Here is a 17690-nt window from a genome sequence, read left to right as displayed (position 1 = left end):
AATGCGCTGCGCCGACTTCTCTAACCAGGATATGTCGCGAACTGTTGGCTCGAGTTTCCACAGCCCATGCAGCTCCCATTGTCATGTCGGAACGATAGAAGAGGTGCAGCCGTGAGGAACCTCGTACTAAGGTCGCTAAATTCCGCTCCCATCCTCCAAGAATGGCGCGTACGACTCAGACAGATTTGCCGATTAATCAGTTTTAGTGCTTATTACAGGTTTTTCTTGCAGTAAAAGCACGAAGGTCGTGCTTGCAACTCGTCTCAACAGACAATGTTATATCAAAGAATCAGTTTTATGCTGTCGAACCCTTTGAATCAGTACCGAGAATCGGCATATACTGCCATCTCTATAGAACAGACTCTTCCCTTGGTTTGTAAAAATGTCACACTTGCGCGGCTTTATTGCTGCATCTCCAGATTGCGATGGCTTTCAGGGTCACTGCCCAGTATAAGAAGGCAATTGGGGGTATATCGATGAACATTGTGAAAAAGGTATTGCTCGCAGTTGTTGTCTGGGCTGGCGTCGGGTTTGGGAGTGCGGCTGTCGCCGCGGATCTGACTGCTTCCACTCCTCCGTCCTGGACTGGATTCTATGCCGGCGCCAATGTCGGATATGGCTGGGATTCGGGCTCGGTAAAGTCGTCGATGCGAGCAACGGACCCCACCCTCGATGGATTGGTGGCTGCATTACTCGCCGCGGGCAGTCTTCCCAGGTCCCTCTCGCCGTCGGTTCATGGTTTCATCGGCGGCGGCCAGATCGGCTATAATTGGCGATTGTCTGACGGCTGGCTTTTGGGAGCCGAGACTGATCTGCAGGCCTCCGGTATCGACGGTTCGACGACAGCGGCTCGCAATCCCGTACAGTTCGACCCCACCTTGACGACTGTCACCAAGAAGATTGGCTGGTTTGGGACGGTGCGGGGCCGCGTCGGTTATCTCATCACCCCGCAATGGTTGCTCTATGCGACAGCGGGCTTGGCCTATGGCGACACAACTATAAAATTTAGTACTTTTGATGTGACTGGCTGTGTAGTCGGGGGCACTATCTGCGCGGATGGATCGTCCTCCAGTACGCGGGTGGGATGGACTGTCGGAGGCGGTGTCGAGGCCATGCTGACGCAGAATTGGAGCGTCAAGGCCGAATATCTCTATGTCGACCTGGGCAAAAAATCAGCCAATATCGCCTCTTTCACTTCTCCGATTGTCTTTCGTTCGTCCGCTCACTTTCATGAGCAAATTGTTCGCGTGGGCCTGAACTATCATTTCGAGTAGGGTCAGGTCATAGGAGGCGTGGCCTCTTTCGCCACCAGTTTTGCGCCCAGGTCAACTTTGGCAAACAGCCCGTCAATATTTGTTGACGGGCTGTTATGCTTCCTGTGCCCCGGTCCTGATGCGCATTCCCGCGCCGTCCCAGAGTATCTTGGTGCCGTGTATCGCACCACGAGACCACGAGATCCAATGGCGAACCTCCGGCTGTTTGATCACACCAGATGGAAGTTCGAAGCGGTCAGGCTGGCGACCTGCATGTTGGTGATGGTGACAACATGATCGCTATCGAGCGTCAGGACGCTATCGGCACCAGCCTGATGCAGATCGGTCAAGACGTTGGCGATCGTACCGAACTGCGACTGCTGAAGCTGGATGGTGTCCAGTTTGGTGTGGAAATTATTGATGGTGTTGTGTCCGAAATTGCCCGCGAACACGAAGACATCCTGCCCGGTATTCGCGGCATTCAGGACATCGCCCGGGCCGCCGATCAGGATTTCATGGGCGTTGAAGGTCGCTGAGGCCGTGAGCGTGGCATGGCCGGCACTGCCGTCGAGGATCGTATTGCCATACCCTGTGGTCGCCGATCCACCGGATGGTACCTGAACATAGGCGTAGTTGCCGCCGACGACGCTGATGGTCAATGTCGTCGGCGAAGTCGGGCTATGGCCGTTGCTCGGCGTATAGGTGAAGCTATCGACGACGTAGCCGTTGGACGATGCGTTGGCCGTGTAGGAATAGCTGCCATCGGCATGCAGCGTCAGCGAACCATAGGTTCCGGCAATCGCATGATCCACGCCCGCAGCCGATCCGTTGACCGTGCTGACCACCAGATGGTCGGCCGGATTGGTGTCGGTGTCGTTGGCGAGCACGCCGTGAGCGGCGTTGACCGTAAGGGTGTGGCCGGCAAAGACGCTGTTGCTGTCGGGATTGGCGGTGATCAGAGAGCCCTCTACCGAAATCCCAGGGAACGTCGCGGTCACATTGGTGGCTGGGTTGCCGGCCAGATCGGTGATGCTTCCATGGGTAACGCCGGTGATAGCCAAGGCAGGGGTACTGCTGTCTCCAGCACCGACCGTGTAGTCGAACACCAGCTTGGTCGGATCGTTCAGCGTTGCCGTGGCGGCGCTGTCATAGGTGGCGGTACCCCCGTCATTGAGAGTGAGTGTCGGTGTTCCTCCGACAAATTTAACGGCTTCCGTGAAGGTCAGCGTGAACTGGACGGTCTGGCCGAAGGCCTCGACGCCGCTTGGCGGATTGGCGGTGGCCGTACTGAGCAGCGGTGCCAGCGTGTCGCCCGTGAAGGTAACGATATTGCTTGCCGCTCCGGCGTTGTTGGCCCCATCGGTATAGCTTCCTGTAACCTGGACCGTGCCGTTCTCGATATTGGTCGCACCCGGTGTGAAGGTCGCCGTGTAGATATCGTGACCCGAACCGTCGACACCGTGAGGCACCAGATTGCTGAGAGAGCCACCGCTTGCCACCACATCGCCAAGCGTGAAACCGGCCACCGCCTCGCTGAAGGTGAATGTCACAGCAGCGGTGTCGCCGGCCGTTAGAGCGGTGTGATCGCTCGAGACTGTCACCGTCGGCACGGTGGTGTCGATCTGGAGCGTGCCGGTCGGGTTGGTGACGGCGGCGCCGAGATCGGCGTTGTTGCCTGCCGCATCCTTTACCGTGCCGCTATTGAGGTTGACCGTGGACACCGCCAGGTCTGCGGTGTCATGGCCGGCCACAACGGTATAGTTGAACGTCAGGGCTGCGCTGCCGCTGCCGCCGGCATAGGTGGCGATCTCGCCATTGCTGAGCGTCAGCGACGGGATACCACCGCTGGTGTCGACGAGGACGGCCTCACTGGTGTTGACCGTGAACGTCACGATATGGCCGGCATTGAGGTCGCCGCTGCCGGCGGTGATGTCCAGGCCGGAGGTGGTCACCGAGGACACTGTCGGCGCGGTGGTGTCGATCTGCAGCGTGCCGGTCGGATTGGTGACGGCGGCGCCGAGATCGGCGTTGTTGCCCGCCGCATCCTTTACCGTGCCGCTATTGAGGTTGACCGTGGACACCGCCAAGTCTGCGGTGTCATGGCCGGCCACAACGGTATAGCTGAAGGTCAGGGCCGCGCTGCCGCTGCCGCCGGTATAGGTGGCGATCTCGCCATTGCTGAGCGTCAGCGACGGGATGCCGCCGCTGGTGTCGACGAGGACGGCCTCACTGGTGTTGACCGTAAACGTGACGACATGGCCGGCATTGAGGTCGCCGCTGCCGGCGGTGATGCCCGGGCCAGAGGTGGTCACCGAGGACGCCGTCGGCACGGTGGTGTCGATCTGCAGCGTGCCGGCCGGAGCCGGGATCGTCCCGGTGAAATCCGCGTCTCGGGAGTTGGTATCCCGGATAGTACCACCGTGGAGCTCGACCGCGTTCACCGCGAGATCGCCGATGTTTTCGCCTGCAGCAACCGTGTAGGTAAAGGTCAGCGCGGCGCTGCCGCTGCCGCCTGCGTAGGTGGCAGTTCCGCCATCGTTCAACGTCAGCGTCGGGATACCCCCGGTCGTATCGACCGTCACCGCGGTGCTCATGTCCACCGTCAGCGTAACGACATGGCCGGCGTTGAGGTCACCATTGCCACCGGCGTCGATGCCAGGACCGGAGGTTGCGATCGACGTGATCGTCGGCGCGCCCGTGACGTCGATCGTCAGCGTTGACCCGGCCGTGCCGCCACGGCCATCCGATGTCGTGTAGTCGATGACTTCGCTTGCCTGGCCGCTGGCCCCTGCAAGCGCGGTCTGCTGGGCGACGGTGGCGCCCGCCGCATAGGTGTAGGTCCCGTTGGCGTTGAGCGTGATATCGCCATAGGTGCCGTGGAACAAAGTACCGACGGTGCCGGCCGTGCCGTCCGTGAAGCCGTTCACGGTGAGAGTGTCGCCATCCTTGTCCGTGTCGTTGGTCAGCACGTTGCCCGTAGCGGCCACGCCGCCCGAGATTGCATTGTTGGTATCGGTCACGGTGACAGGCGCGCGGTCGATCGTGACCGTCAGCGCCGATGTCGAAGTACCGCCATTGCCGTCGGATGCGGTATAGGTGACCACCTCGGTGGGATGACTGCCGGCGGGAGCGTTGTCGAGGGCCGTCTGCTGCCCTGCGGTGGCGCCGGCCGTGTAGGTGTAGGTCCCGTTGGCGTTGAGCGTTATATCGCCATAGGTGCCGTGGAATACCGTACCGACGGTGCCCGCAGTGCCGTCCGTGAAGCCGGTCACGGTGAGAGTGTCGCCGTCCTTGTCCGTGTCGTTCGTCAGCACGTTGCCCGTTGCAGCGATACCCCCATTAAGGGCGGTGTCGGTATCGTCGGTCGTGGAAGGCGTACGATCGACAGTGATGGTCAGTGACGACGACGACGTGCCACCATGACCGTCGGATACCGTGTAGGTAACCACCTCCGTGGGATGGCTACCGGCCGCAGCATTGTTGATGGCTGTCTGCTGGCCTCCCGTGGCGCCTGCGCTGTATGTGTAGGTGCCATTGCTGTTGAGCGTCAGATCCCCATAGGTGCCATGGAACAGGGTGCCGACAGTGCCTGCCGTTCCATCTGTAAAGCCCGACACCGAAAGAGTGTCGCCATCCCGGTCGAGATCATTGCCGATCACGTTGCCGGTTACGGCTGACCCACCGGCGAGGGCCGCCTTGGTGTCGGCCGTCAGCTCCGGCGCCCGATCGATGGTCACCGTCGTGGTCGTGACGTTGTTCGGGCCGACCGGATTGCCGACGGCCCCATCGTTCACCTGCCAGGTGACGGTGCGTGTTGGATGCGTTCCGGTGCTGGTGTCCGTGCCGGTATCCTTGAAGGAGACCTGTGCAAGAAGAGCTTCATACTCGGCATAGGTGTTCTCAGTGCCGGATGCGTTGGCAATCGTCAGGATGTGCGAGCTTGCATCGAAGCTCACGGAGAACGTGCCGCCGGCGAAATTGACGGTCTGCGGCGTGCCGTTGAAGCTGAAATTAGAACCGATACCGATCAGGTCGCCGGCTTGGGCGTTCGAGATCGTGACCGATGCACTGGCGAGAAATCCACCGCTGTCGGAATCGGTAACGCCAGTTGGTGTCGCGCCCAGCAACAGCAAAGGCGACGAGCCCCCTTGCAGTGCCTGGGTGGATGTGCCTGTGAACGTGCCGATATGGGCCAACTCATCGAGAGCGATAGCCCTGGTGATGGCATTGCTCGATACACTCTCGTCGCCATGCGCCAATATGGTATCGCCGGTAAAAACCGTACCGGCGGCGTTGAGCGAAAATACATGGATCGCTGGAGCGACCTGCGGAGTGTGGAATGTGTCACCCCCGTCGCTCACGATAAGCTGGTTTGAATCGGCGTCGTAGGCCAGTCCGCCGGGCGAAACAAAGGCCAGCGACGTGGGCAGCGCCATCTGAACGGCAGTGCCGCCGCCGATCGGCATTTCCCAGATGGTGGAGTGCGTGGTGCCCGGACCGTTGCTTTGGTCCTCCGTCGCGAAATAGATCGTCCCTGTCGTCGTGTTGATCGTCAGGGCGGAGATCGCAAGTCCGGAGCCGGCCGCTGTAGTCGGAAACTGCGATTGGCTCGTGAGCAGCGTGGTGACGTGGGTCGTGAGATCAGTAACGTAGATACCGTTTGTATCCGCGAACCCCCCACCGAAAGGGCCGCTGCCGTCGGTCTTGAAATCGTTGGCCGCGAAGTAAATCTTCTGAGCAGCGACGTCGAGGTACAGGTCCTTCGGATTGGTGAAGGCGGCGCCGGTTGTAGAGATGAAATAAGATGGTGAGATCACGCCGCCGGAGACGATGGCGTTGCCATTGTTAACAACGCCCGTGGCCGGGTCATAGGAAAGCTTGATGATGCCGCTGTCGGCCAGGCTATCACCCCAGACACCGATGTAGATGAAGTGATTTTGAGGATCGGCCGTTATGCCTTGGATGACGTAGTCGTTAGGATTGAGGGTGAGGGTGCTGCTGATCGGCGCACCACCGCTGGTGTGGCCTACAACGAGATGAACATTCTGGGTAGCAGCCTCACCTTGATTGAGCGCAAAATACAGGCCCGCGGCCGTATCGAGTGCGATGTCGCTGAAGGTTGTCTGCCCTGAGCCATCACTCGGGCTCTCTCCCACCTGGGCGCGGCCGCTGCCGTCGGAATTGACATATCCGAACGGATTCTGGTTGCCGGTTAACGTATCGCGGTCGGCTCCGAACCAGATCTGGCTGGTGACCGTGCCTGCGAGTTCGCCCTGGAAATCGGCGAGCGTCGAGGCGGTGAAGGGTGTCGTCGCCTCGATCGCACCGGTCGACGCGTCGAGCGTCCATGAGCCGCCATGATCGGCGCTACCCACGAGATGTGTCGCCGCTGCGACGTCGACACCACCGGCATAGTGGGAGAGGTCTGTGATGAATTGCTGACCGGTGGCGCCGGCTGCCGTGTTGCAGGCGTAGAGTGCAAGATCACCGCCAGGCGCCAAGGCGGCACCAATGGTCGACAATGCAGTGGCATGGCCAGCCAAATCGGTATCGTCGAGCCAGCTCGAACCAAGCTCGATCTCGCCCGGGGCGCCGTGGCCGACGATCGAAATAGAGGCAAGATTGGTAAGGTTGTCGTTCGCCAGAATGTCGGCAATCTGCTGAATGCCGTCGCTGGCTGCATCGAGCACAAAGACCTGTTCGCCGGGCGTGGCGCCGTCGATCAGGGCCTGTATGTCGGGTACACGAGAATCGATGAAAACGATTTGTACCGGATCAGCGCCCGTGACATTGGAAATAGACATAGAAATCCCCCCAACATTGCAGAGGTATGGACGAAAAATTCACAAATTATTTATTTTTACTTTGAATTTTTCGCATACTTCTGATCAATGTCTTGATCAATTTGGTAACCGAAACGTTCGTTCACTGAGAGTCAGTTAGAACGAAATGGACCCGGGGGCGTGTCAAGTATTCTATATTAATTGAAAGCGTAGCATTGCCGACGTCCTCCCACAAGTGGAGGGCAGGAAGATAATACTTCACTTCATGTGAAGGTTTTATATCGGGAGTGTCCGATCACAGCATGCCGAGACGACGCCACAGGGGAATGTCGTCTACGATGACCGGTCTCATGCGTGCAGAAAGGAACTCTATCGCCTCATCGTCCTCCGTCAGAGCGCGTCCGTCGTCAAGGGGACGCCGGCCGAGTGCCGTGATGATCGACAGGCCGTGGCGTGCTGCGGCAAGGAGCGTATCGGCCTCGCCATCGAAGATCGCCGCAAGCGTCAGCAGGCCGAAATCGTCGACGCGGATTCCGGTGCCTGCGATCGGCGAGGCAAGATAGCCATAAAGCCGTCCTCCTCTCGCCCGATCGACGATCATGCGATTGAAGCGCCGTGCGGGCTCGGGGTCCATTGTGGGCTGGATGATGAGAGGTACGACCTGTCCAGAATGGATCAGCAGCGCAAGGCATTCGACGAGCCTGTCGACCGCATGCTCGCCGAAAATGGGCAACGCCAGCAATTCGTCGAAGGTTGCGAACCTTTCCGTCAACAAATCTGCAATTGGACTGTAAAAGTCGTCTCTGCCGATCAATTCGTTGAGCGGACCGCGGAACTTGAATACCTGCCTGCGCCTTGGCACAACGGGGGCGAAACGCATCCGCCCCAGAAGCTCTCGTCGTTCAGCCTTGCTGAGAATCTTGCCGCCACGCCCAAAAATGTCGCGCCTGAAATTCTTGTTGGCAGCAACGTCGCGCAATGTCTCACGCAGGATCGGATCGCCGGTCTGCGCAATAAGAGGCTGGAGGTTTGCCGGAACGGCGAATTGGTTGAAGTTTTCGGTCAACGTCGCCGAGGCGATGTATCCAAGGCCATCGGCCTCACCCAAACGCGCGGCGACGTCCGAGAATTGAAACAGCCGCCAATGCTCGCTGAGATATTCATGCGCCAGATAAACGCGATCCTGGCCAAGCATTGCATCGACATGGGCGCCAGCCACTGGATTGCAAGCGAAGTAAGTGGCGTCGCCCTGTTTCAACAGGGCAAGCAAATCGAGCGCAGCAGCGATCTGGCTCTGCGAGTTGCCCTCGTGGCGCCGCTTGATATCGATGATGAGTTGCCGGATCGGCACAAGGGGAGCCCAGCCTGGCAGGCAATTGTAGGAAAGGTAGAGAACGCCATTCCGGCGCAGGCGTCGGCGCAAGATCGCCAGGATCGCATCTTCCGCCTCCTTCGCCACCCAACTCAGGATGCCGTGGAGAAGGACGATATCGGCGTTGCTGTCGCCGGCCTGTGCCGCAACCACCTCGAAGCTTGCCTCCGCCACGGAAAGATTGGCGAGGCCTGCGGTCTCGATGAGATCGCTGGCATGCGCGACATGAGCAGCATTGAAGTCGCAACCCTCGAAAGCGATGTCCGGATTGGCCGCGGCGAGCAGCGCAAGGCCAAATCCCTGGCCAAAACCCAGCTCCAGCACGCGCGCCGGCCGCAATGCGCCGCCTGGGTCACGGCCAGTGACAAGCGTGGAAAAGGCCAGGTGACCCGGGGCCATCTCGGAATAGAAGTCCGAAGTGTAGCCGATGTCAGTAATATAGCCGTCACCCAAGGTCACAATACCCGCGCCATCCGGTTGAAACGCTCAATCATTGCCTCCACATTGCTGCGTCTTTGATGCAAGACTCATTCGCTTGTCGCAAAAATTTCATCACGTTGCGCCCCTTTGGCGAGAATCGAATTAATTAAAGTGAGCCAAAAGGCATCCGAGTGCAAAAACCCGTTGTGCTCGTCGTGCGAGAATCGTAAGCTACAGTTGGTTTGCACTTGTGTTCAAGAATCTAAAAGCGATTATATAATATTGTTTGCGGCCTGGTTGCTTCAGGCGGCAATGGGAGGCGATTATCTGCGTCGCATTTGCCGACTAATAAAACACGGTTAATGTAACGGTGAAAAGGGGAGGGGCATGTCCGACACCTATGTTGGTCAGATTCTGGCTTTTGCAGGCACATTCGCGCCAAGGGGTTATGTGTTGTGCGCCGGTCAATTGCTCCCGATCTCTCAATTCGACGTGCTGTACAACCTGATCGGCACGACCTACGGCGGTGACGGGGTCAACACTTTCGCGGTTCCGGATTTGCGCAGCCGTGTACCGATTCATCAGGGACAGGGGCCGGGCCTGTCGAACTACCTCCTCGGCACCGTTGCCGGCGTTGAAAACGTAGCGCTCATCAGCGCGCAGATTCCCGCGCACAGTCATCTGGTGACGGTCGTTACGGGGCAGGGCTCCAGTTCCGTCTCCACGCCAGGCAGCGCGACCTACCTTGCCGATGGATATCAAAACCCGCCCACGGCGGCTTACAACTACCTGCCTTATTCCAGCAGCAACACGCAGGTCGCCCTGGCCGGCAACACCATCAAGACCGCCGGCGGGGGGCTTCCGCACAGCAATATCCAACCCTGCCAGGCGATTTTGTACTGCATCGCGATAGCCGGTGTCTATCCAAGCCAGGGCTGAGTCGGACGGGCGGTTGAGAGCAAGGAGAGACACATGACAGAGCCATATCTCGGACAGGTACAGCTTTTTGCCTTCAACTTCGCACCGAGAGGCTGGGCGCTCTGCCAGGGGCAGATCCTGCCCATTCAACAATATACGGCGCTGTTTTCCTTGCTCGGCACGAACTATGGCGGCAACGGACAAACGACTTTCGGCCTGCCGAATTTGCAGGGGACCGCTGTCGTCGGGGTAGGGCAGGGACCGGGATTGACCGACTATGAATCGGGCCAGACCGGAGGCTCGACGTCGGTGACCCTCACCTATAACGAATTAGCGGCGCACAGCCATGGCTTCATGGCGGCGTCCGCCGCCGGGACGACCATAACGGCCGCCGGAAACCAACTCGGCATCAGTCAACTCGGCAGCAGCAAGCAGGGACCGTCGACTACAGCCAAAGTCTACAGCCCCAATCCGGGCAGCGCCACGACCGGACTGGCGCCACCGTCGATCAGCCAGGTCGGCGGCAATCAACCGCATAACAACATGCAGCCCTATCTCGTGCTGAACTATTGCATCGCGCTGAGTGGGATTTTCCCGGCGCGAAACTAAAGCGTTTTGCGATTTGACGGAATCGGCAAGAATCGCAAAGACGCGTCGAAACAAAGAGTTAGAGAAGAGAAGCGTTTACGCCTAAACGTGTTTTGCTCTAGATGTCCCGAGGAGCCGAGACCGATGACCACAGTTTATCTTGGGCAGATCGAGATCTTTGCCTTTAGTTTTGCCCCGAAAGGTTGGGCTTTGTGCAATGGGCAAATAATGTCAATTGCACAGAATCAGGCGTTGTTCGCCTTGCTCGGCGTCACCTACGGCGGCAATGGAACGACGACGTTTGCCTTGCCCGATTTGCGGGGCCGGGTCCCCTTGGGCGTCTCGCCATCCTATATCTTGGGAATGGTTGACGGCCAGGAGACGGAGACGCTCTTAACTACAGAAATGCCATCCCATAATCACTCGTTGATGGCGGATTCGACGACCACTGCAAACAGCAATGGCGGTACTCCGGGCAACAATACGGTGCTTGGAAATTCCACCGGGGTCATTACCCAGCCGGCAGGCAGTTTTGCGGTGCAGATTTACAGCAGCAAGGCCGCCACTCAGACCCTGAATCCGGCCGTGATCGCCCCCGGCGGTGGCACTCAGCCGCACGAAAACCGCATGCCTTATCTCGTGCTCAATGCCTGCATCGCCTTGCAGGGTGTTTTCCCGAGTCGGAATTAGAGGAGGGCGTGGATGATCGCCCGCCGATTCAGTTGAACACGGCTTGATATTCCTGGCGGTCCGGCTGCGGTGTAAAAATTGGTGCGACATGCATGCTGACGGCCGGACCGCCGGCGATCTCGCAGACATAAAGGCCCTCGGGCAGCACGTCAGCCTCCTTCGGTCCACGAAAGATCAGCATGAACGGCCGGCGTTTGACCCAGTCCGGCTGTTCCCTGCCGTCGTTGACGACCTTATCGAGGGGGAAAGCATAACGGGTGCCTCTAAAGCTGAAGATCTTGCCGACGTGCGGTTCAAAATATTCGGCCGACAGAACACCAACGGCTTCGCCCGCGCCACCCTTGTCAGCTTCAATCCCGGTCACTGCATCTCTCCCTGAACTGGCGATAATCTAAAGGCTGATACAGGAAACTCCAGCATGTTTTAGGCGCAATTGGACACATCTATACAGCCCATAAAGGCAGACAGGCCCATGTTCGACGACATGCAGGTAGACATCGCGAGCAACGAGGAGGCTGGAAGAATTGCTGTTCCTGGTGGCACTGTCTCTTTGCGCCGCGCCGACGAGACGGATGCCCCATTTCTGTTCGATCTGTTTCGCGGACATACCGGCAGCAGGCTGCGGATGGGCGGATTGCCCGAAGATGTGATCGAGCAGCTTGTCGCGATGCAATATCGCGCGCGTGTCCAGAGCTATCGGGACCGGTTTCCGGACGCCTGCTGGTCGGTGATTGAGGCAGCCGGCGTGCCGATCGGGGAATTGATCGTGACCGGAGAGCCCGGCGCCCTCTATGTTGTCGACATCGCCTTGAATCCCGGCCATCGGCAACAAGGCATTGGCAGCGCACTGATGCGAACCGTGATGGCTGCCGGGGCCGCTCGCGGCGGCGTCCGGGCCATGGTCGCGGCAAACAACGAGGCGTCTTTGCGCATGTTCCGTCGACTCGGTTTCAGCGAGACCAACGATGAAGATGGCGTCTATCTCGAACTGCAATGGCAGCCATCTGCGGATAGGGCGTGAGCGATGACAGACGCCACAAGCCCAATGCCGATGCGATTTCCCGATCGATTGCAATTGCCGTTCGCTTTCGACGCGGGCCGGCTGCAGCACGATCTGCGGAGCCTATCCGACACCGAGTGGATCGATCACTTCGTCAAGCAGAATTATGACGGCGAATGGAGCGTGATTGCGCTACGTGCTCCGGCCGGCGCTCGCCACCCCGTCATGATGATCTATTCCGATCCGTCGGCCCGCAATTATGAGAACACACCGATTTTGGAGGCCCGCCCCTACTTTCGAGAAGTGTTGGCGACGTTCGCATGTCCCTTGCTCGCGGTGCGCTTGATGCAACTCACCCCAGGCTCGGTCATCAGGGAACATAGGGATCACGACCTTCGTTTCGAGGACGGCGCGGTGCGCTTCCACATCCCCATCACCACCAACGCCGACGTCGACTTCCGGCTGAATGGGCGGCGCATCGTCATGGATCCCGGTAGCGCCTGGTATCTGCGGCTGTCCGACCCGCACAGCGTGGCAAATCGCGGCGCCTGCAGCCGCGTGCATCTGGTCATGGATGCCGTCGCCAACGACTGGGTCGAAGCACTACTTGGTGATGCTTTCGCGACCTCTATGTCGGTGGCTCCTTGATGGATGATCGCGGTACCCACAGATGGAGTGCGGATCTGCCGGAAATCTTCGCCCCGGACGCGGTTCCATCCAGCGTTCAGCTCGAACGATTTTGCGCCGTGGTCCTTGAGGATGTCACGCTCCAGGACGGTCTTGCTGCAATTGAGGACCTGGAGGTGTTCATCGCGCTGGTGCTCGAGATGGCAGAGGCTCGCGGATCCAGATTCACCGCCAGCGACATCCGCGCCGCGATGCAGACGACCCACCGTGTGTTCTGCGCTCGGTTGCTGGTTTCATGAACGAACCGCGGCTACCTCCCGCTGGCTGGCTTCCCGTCGCTGCATCCTGGCGCGACCACATGCTGTGGGTGGATTGGTCCTATTTCGGCGAGGGCCCACTTCGTGAGCCCTTTTTTGACGATGAAGTCCAGAATTGCCTGCGTAGGCCCTTCAACCGGCTGTTTCGCTATGCAACGCCTATCACCCGTCTGCCGGACTGCCTGAAGGCCAACCGGCATCTGCAGCCCGACGGCTTCATCTTTCATATGTCTCGCTGCGGTTCAACGCTGGTATCGCAGATGTTGGGTGGTCTTCCCGGCAGCATCGTCGTCTCCGAAGCCGGGCCTATCGATACGGTGGTCAATGCCCGTGGCGTGTGTTCCGATCTGAGTGAGGATGACCACGCGCTCTGGCTTCGATGGATGATCGGAACGTTCGGTCAGGCGCGGCGTGGTGACGAGCAGCTTTTCATCGTCAAGCTCGACTCCTGGCATACCCGTAACCTTGCACTTTTCCGCCGGGCCTTCCCCGATGTGCCGTGGATCTTCCTCTATCGCGACCCTGTGGAGGTGATGGTCTCGCATTTGCGCCGACCGGGCATGCAGATGGTACCGGCGCTGGTCGGGGCCGAACACCTCGGTCTGAACCCATCGGATGCCTGGCAAGCGCCGGCGATGTATTGCGCGCAGGTGCTTGCCCGGATCTGCGAACCCGTCTCGCGGCTGGAGGCGCTCGATGGCGGGCTCCTGATCAACTATCGGCAGCTACCGACTGCCGTGTTGACGTCGATCATGCCACACTTCGGCATCGCCGCCGACAATAACGCGCGCGCTGTTCTGTCCAAGATCGCCTCCCGCGATGCGAAGATACCAGGTTTGGCCTTCGCAGACGACAGTGTGGCCAAGCAACACGAAGCAAGCACACATGTGCGAGACTTGGCCAGGACGTGGCTCGACAGTCACTACCGTCAGCTCGAGGCAAATCGCCTCGGCGCTGCTACGGTGTGTGGAGTCAGTAACCACACCTTGAATGGAAGGGCCATCGCCGACATGGCTGATCTATAATCAAGTGGCGCTATTAGACGAACGGGATGAAGATGAGTAAGAATAGGCATAGATTTTATCTCATGTTCATGCCGAGAGAGCAGGGCTGATGGCCATTGTTCGGGGTATGGCTTCAAATCTTGCAGGTGGCCACCGGCATTCCGAACTGGGTGACGCACTGCGCGCCTGTCGCGGTGCTTTCATCGGTGTCGGCATCATGAGTTTCATGATCAATCTGCTGTACCTCAACGGTTCGCTGTTCATGCTTGAGGTTTATGATCGGGTGCTGCCGAGCCGCAGCGTACCGACGCTGGTCGGCCTCATCGTTCTTGCTGGTGGCCTCTACATCGCCCAAGGCATTCTGGAGCTTATCCGCAGCCGTATCCTGGTGAGGATCGGAACTTCGCTGGATGAAACACTCGGCAGCCGGATATTCGAATCCGTCATCCGCCTGCCTTTGATCGCCGGCGGTGGCAGTGACGGCCTCCAGCCGTTGCGCGACCTCGACAGCGTCCGGTCTTTCCTGTCGGGGATGGGGCCGAGCGCCCTGTTCGATCTGCCGTGGCTCCCACTCTATCTGGCGATCTGCTTCGCCTTCCACACCCTGCTCGGGGTGGCTGCCTCGATCGGAGCGATCATCCTGATCGTCATTACCGTTCTGACGGAATTCTTGGCCCGACGCCCCTTGCACGAGGCCATGGCTCTGGCTGTACGCCGCAATGCTCTTGCCGCCGCCAGCCGGCGCAATGCCGAAGTCGTGGTCGCCATGGGAATGACGGGTCACCACACCCGAAATTGGAGCGCGGTGAACGACGACTATCTGGTGGAGAGCCGCCGCAGCAGTGATGTGATCGGAGGGCTTGGCACCGCCGCCAAGGTCGCGCGCATGATGCTCCAATCGGCCATGCTGGGCGTCGGCGCCTATCTGGTCATCCATCAGGAGGCAACGGGCGGCATCATCATCGCCGGTTCGATCCTCAGTGCGCGGGCACTGGCGCCCGTGGATCTCGCGATTGCGCATTGGAAGAGCTTCACGGCAGCGCGCCAAAGCTGGCAGCGGCTCAATAAACTGCTCGATATCCTGCCGCAACAACGCGAGCAGATTCAACTGCAAGCGCCGTCGCAGCGGCTGCTGGTCGAGAACGTGAGCCTGGTGCCTCCCGGCAGTCAAAGGGTCGTCGTCTCCGAAATGACGTTTGCGCTCGAGGCCGGACATGGATTGGGCGTCATTGGACCAAGTGGCTCCGGCAAATCCTCGCTGGCGCGGGCTTTGGTCGGGGTCTGGCAACCGATGCGCGGCAAGGTTCGGCTCGACGGGGCGGCGCTTGACCAGTGGAAGCCCGACATTCTCGGCCGTCATATCGGATATCTGCCGCAGGACGTCGAACTGTTCGCGGGCTCGATCGGGCAGAATATTTGCCGCTTCGATCCGGAAGCAGGCTCCGAGAACATCATCGCTGCGGCGAAAGAGGCTGGGGTCCATGAGCTGATCATTGGAATGGCCAATGGCTATGACACGCAGATCGGCGACGGCGGCAATATTCTGTCGGCGGGCCAGGCCCAGCGCATCGCCTTGGCGCGCGCCCTTTATGGCCGGCCGTTCCTGATCGTGCTGGACGAGCCCAATTCCAACCTCGACGCCGAGGGGGATGAGGCGCTCACCCGTGCCATTCGGTCGGCGCGTGGGCGTGGTGCCGTCGTCGTGGTGATTGCTCATCGCCCTGTTGCGATCGAGGGGGTAGACCTGCTTTTGGTGATGAAGGACGGCCGTGCGCAGACCTTCGGACCCAAGGAGACGATACTCGGGCAGGTGCTTCGGCCGCCGCAACCGGCGCCCAGCCCCATCAAGATCGTGTCCGATGGCGGAGTGGCAAAACCATGACCTACACCGCGGCCGGACCGTCGCATCGTTCCATCCGCCTGCATCTGGTGGTTGGACTCGTGATCGTTCTCATTCTCGCTGGTGGCCTGGGAGGCTGGGCCTCGACCGCACAGATCTCGGGTGCGCTGATCGTTTCCGGATCGGTCGTCGTCGATTCAAACATCAAGAAAGTGCAGCATCCCACCGGTGGCGTGGTCGGGGAGGTGAGGGTGCGCGATGGCGATGTGGTCAAAGCCGGGGATATCGTGGTGCGGCTAGACGATACCTTGACCAAGGCCAGCCTTGCCATCGTCAGCAAGAATCTCAACGGATTGTGGGCGCGGGAGGCCCGGCTGGAAGCAGAGCAACAAGGTGCCGACAGGATCGTATTCCCCGCGGCGCTGCTCGATCAGCTTCCCAATCCTGAGGTCGCCGCCGTGATGGTGAGCGAGACGAAATTGTTCGACGTGCGTTCCATCGGACGGAGCGGCCAGAAGGCCCAGCTGGGCGAGCGCATCACACAGCTCAACGAAGAGATCCGCGGCCTTGCGGCCCAGGAAGATGCGAAGACCCAGGAAATCGGCTTGGTGGAGAAGGAGCTCGAGGCCGTTCGCACATTGTATGCAAAAAAACTGGTGGAGATTTCGCGTATTACCTCGGTCGAGCGTGAAGCGGCGCGGCTGAGCGGCGAACGCGCACAGCTGACCGCCGCGAGGGCCCAAGCAAAAGGCAAGATCGCCGAGACAGAATTGCAAATCATTCAGGTCGATAAGGACGTGGTGAGCGAGGTCTCCAAGGATCTGCGCGAGACCAACGATCAGATCGGCGAGGCCGTCGAGCGCAAGATCGCTGCAGAAGACCAGTTGCGGCGTGTGGATATTCGCGCGCCGCAGGACGGCATGGTGCTCCAGTCGGTGGTGCATACCGTTGGCGGCGTCATCAGCGCCGGTGATGCCATCATGCTGATCGTCCCGCAGAGCGACAATCTATCAGTCGAAGCCAAGGTCAATCCGCAGGACATCGACCAGGTTCAAATCGGCCAGAAGACGTTGCTGCGGTTTTCGGCTTTCAACCAGCGCACGACGCCGGAGCTGAACGCCACGGTCAGCCGGGTCTCACCGGACACCACGCCCGACCAGCGCACCGGCCAGAGTTATTACACCATTCGCGTTTCGATACCGCCGCAGGAGATTGCGCGCCTTGGCGACCTCAAGATCATTCCCGGGATGCCAGTCGAAACCTTTGTGCAAACCGGCGATCGGACCATGCTGGCATATCTCATCAAACCGTTGCGCGATCAGTTGATGCGGGCATTCCGGGAGAAGTAAGCGCCGCAATCGTGTTCTCTTCCTCCTTTCGTCAGCTATGGCCGCTCAGTGCGTCATGGCTGCGAACTCAGTCGTCGGGTCGCAGCTTCTTTCGATCGTCAGCGTCAAGCGTTTCTTCGAGGATCCGGTGCCATTCGACCTTGGCGTCCTTTGGCGAAATCGGCGTATCGTCGGCCCTCAGTTCAAAGACGAGAGTGTATTTGTTCGTGATGTTTCTGCTCGAAGATGTCCAATCCACGATCGTAAACGCATTCAAAGCTGGGTCGATTGTTGCGGTTTCAGTCGTGATGTTGATGTCAGATGATCTCTTGGTCCCTTCTCGAATGGTCGCGAGCGCCGAATCGATCCGTTTCTTATCGCCCTGCAGCGTAAAATGAACAATTTCGTTTGCATCGTTCCTCGCCGATCCAGCCAGATTATACTCGATGGCCTGTTTCATAACGGCGGCTCGGAAGCCCACTTGCTGGTCGTTTCCAGTAACGGTTGCCTCAATAGCTTCCTTCTTGGCCATAGCTTTTGCTCCTGCTGA

The 17690-nt window shown here is 59.5% G+C and carries 14 protein-coding genes and 1 pseudogene; 10 read left to right on the top strand and 5 right to left on the bottom strand.

The window, feature by feature from the left end:
* Window positions 1-476: 476 nt before the first annotated feature.
* Window positions 477-1274, top strand: coding sequence for an outer membrane protein (locus tag QQL24_RS16465; protein ID WP_284313380.1), 798 nt, complete (start codon window positions 477-479; stop codon window positions 1272-1274).
* A gap of 209 nt (window positions 1275-1483) precedes the next feature.
* Here QQL24_RS16465 and QQL24_RS16460 read toward each other — a convergent pair whose 3' ends face one another.
* From QQL24_RS16460 to QQL24_RS36675, 3 genes and pseudogenes are all read right to left on the bottom strand, one after another.
* Window positions 1484-7057 carry a cadherin-like domain-containing protein gene (locus QQL24_RS16460; protein WP_284313379.1) on the bottom strand — a complete coding sequence of 1858 codons (5574 nt, stop codon included), beginning with the start codon at window positions 7055-7057 and terminating at the stop codon, window positions 1484-1486.
* Window positions 7058-7331: 274 nt separating this feature from the next.
* Window positions 7332-8231: a methyltransferase regulatory domain-containing protein gene (locus QQL24_RS16455; RefSeq protein WP_284313378.1), complete on the bottom strand. Its 900-nt coding sequence runs from the start codon at window positions 8229-8231 to the stop codon at window positions 7332-7334.
* Window positions 8232-8468: 237 nt separating this feature from the next.
* Window positions 8469-8807: pseudogene (locus QQL24_RS36675) on the bottom strand (methyltransferase domain-containing protein); the annotation flags it as partial.
* A 408-nt stretch (window positions 8808-9215) separates the two neighbouring features.
* Between QQL24_RS36675 and QQL24_RS16445 the strand changes: the two are divergent.
* The 3 genes from QQL24_RS16445 to QQL24_RS16435 all read left to right on the top strand — a co-directional run bounded on the left by QQL24_RS16445 (window position 9216) and on the right by QQL24_RS16435 (window position 11024).
* Window positions 9216-9767, top strand: a complete 552-nt coding sequence (locus QQL24_RS16445; protein ID WP_284313376.1) for a phage tail protein — start codon at window positions 9216-9218, stop codon at window positions 9765-9767.
* 33 nt (window positions 9768-9800) lie between these two features.
* The gene (locus tag QQL24_RS16440) at window positions 9801-10355 is read left to right on the top strand and encodes a phage tail protein (protein ID WP_284313375.1); all 555 of its coding nucleotides are present in this window, start codon (window positions 9801-9803) and stop codon (window positions 10353-10355) included.
* Between the two features lie 123 nt (window positions 10356-10478).
* Window positions 10479-11024, top strand: coding sequence for a phage tail protein (locus tag QQL24_RS16435; RefSeq protein ID WP_284313374.1), 546 nt, complete (start codon window positions 10479-10481; stop codon window positions 11022-11024).
* Window positions 11025-11052: 28 nt separating this feature from the next.
* Here QQL24_RS16435 and QQL24_RS16430 read toward each other — a convergent pair whose 3' ends face one another.
* On the bottom strand, window positions 11053-11388 hold the full coding sequence (locus QQL24_RS16430) for a DUF6916 family protein (RefSeq protein ID WP_284313373.1): 336 nt from the start codon (window positions 11386-11388) through the stop codon (window positions 11053-11055).
* Between the two features lie 108 nt (window positions 11389-11496).
* On the opposite strand from QQL24_RS16430, the gene QQL24_RS16425 reads away from it, so the two are divergent.
* From QQL24_RS16425 to QQL24_RS16400, 6 genes are all read left to right on the top strand, one after another.
* The gene (locus QQL24_RS16425; RefSeq protein ID WP_284313372.1) at window positions 11497-12045 is read left to right on the top strand and encodes a GNAT family N-acetyltransferase; all 549 of its coding nucleotides are present in this window, start codon (window positions 11497-11499) and stop codon (window positions 12043-12045) included.
* 3 nt (window positions 12046-12048) lie between these two features.
* Window positions 12049-12672, top strand: a complete 624-nt coding sequence (locus tag QQL24_RS16420; RefSeq protein ID WP_284313371.1) for an aspartyl/asparaginyl beta-hydroxylase domain-containing protein — start codon at window positions 12049-12051, stop codon at window positions 12670-12672.
* The gene (locus tag QQL24_RS16415) at window positions 12672-12950 is read left to right on the top strand and encodes a hypothetical protein (RefSeq protein ID WP_284313370.1); all 279 of its coding nucleotides are present in this window, start codon (window positions 12672-12674) and stop codon (window positions 12948-12950) included. Before QQL24_RS16420 ends, QQL24_RS16415 begins: the two co-directional genes overlap by 1 nt.
* Before the next feature lie 59 nt (window positions 12951-13009).
* Window positions 13010-13993, top strand: coding sequence for a sulfotransferase family protein (locus tag QQL24_RS16410; protein WP_284313369.1), 984 nt, complete (start codon window positions 13010-13012; stop codon window positions 13991-13993).
* An 88-nt stretch (window positions 13994-14081) separates the two neighbouring features.
* Complete coding sequence (locus QQL24_RS16405; RefSeq protein ID WP_284313368.1) at window positions 14082-15854, top strand: type I secretion system permease/ATPase; 1773 nt, start codon at window positions 14082-14084, stop codon at window positions 15852-15854.
* On the top strand, window positions 15851-17161 hold the full coding sequence (locus tag QQL24_RS16400) for an HlyD family type I secretion periplasmic adaptor subunit (protein ID WP_284313367.1): 1311 nt from the start codon (window positions 15851-15853) through the stop codon (window positions 17159-17161). The genes QQL24_RS16405 and QQL24_RS16400 overlap by 4 nt, the downstream gene beginning before the upstream one ends.
* A 67-nt stretch (window positions 17162-17228) precedes the next feature.
* On the opposite strand, the gene QQL24_RS16395 is transcribed toward QQL24_RS16400, so the two are convergent.
* On the bottom strand, window positions 17229-17672 hold the full coding sequence (locus QQL24_RS16395; RefSeq protein ID WP_284313366.1) for an acylphosphatase: 444 nt from the start codon (window positions 17670-17672) through the stop codon (window positions 17229-17231).
* Between the last annotated feature and the right edge of the window lie 18 nt (window positions 17673-17690).

It is taken from the genome of Labrys miyagiensis (genome assembly GCF_030160835.1).
GTDB lineage: Bacteria > Pseudomonadota > Alphaproteobacteria > Rhizobiales > Labraceae > Labrys > Labrys miyagiensis.
This window is presented reverse-complemented; position numbering and strand designations above follow the sequence as displayed.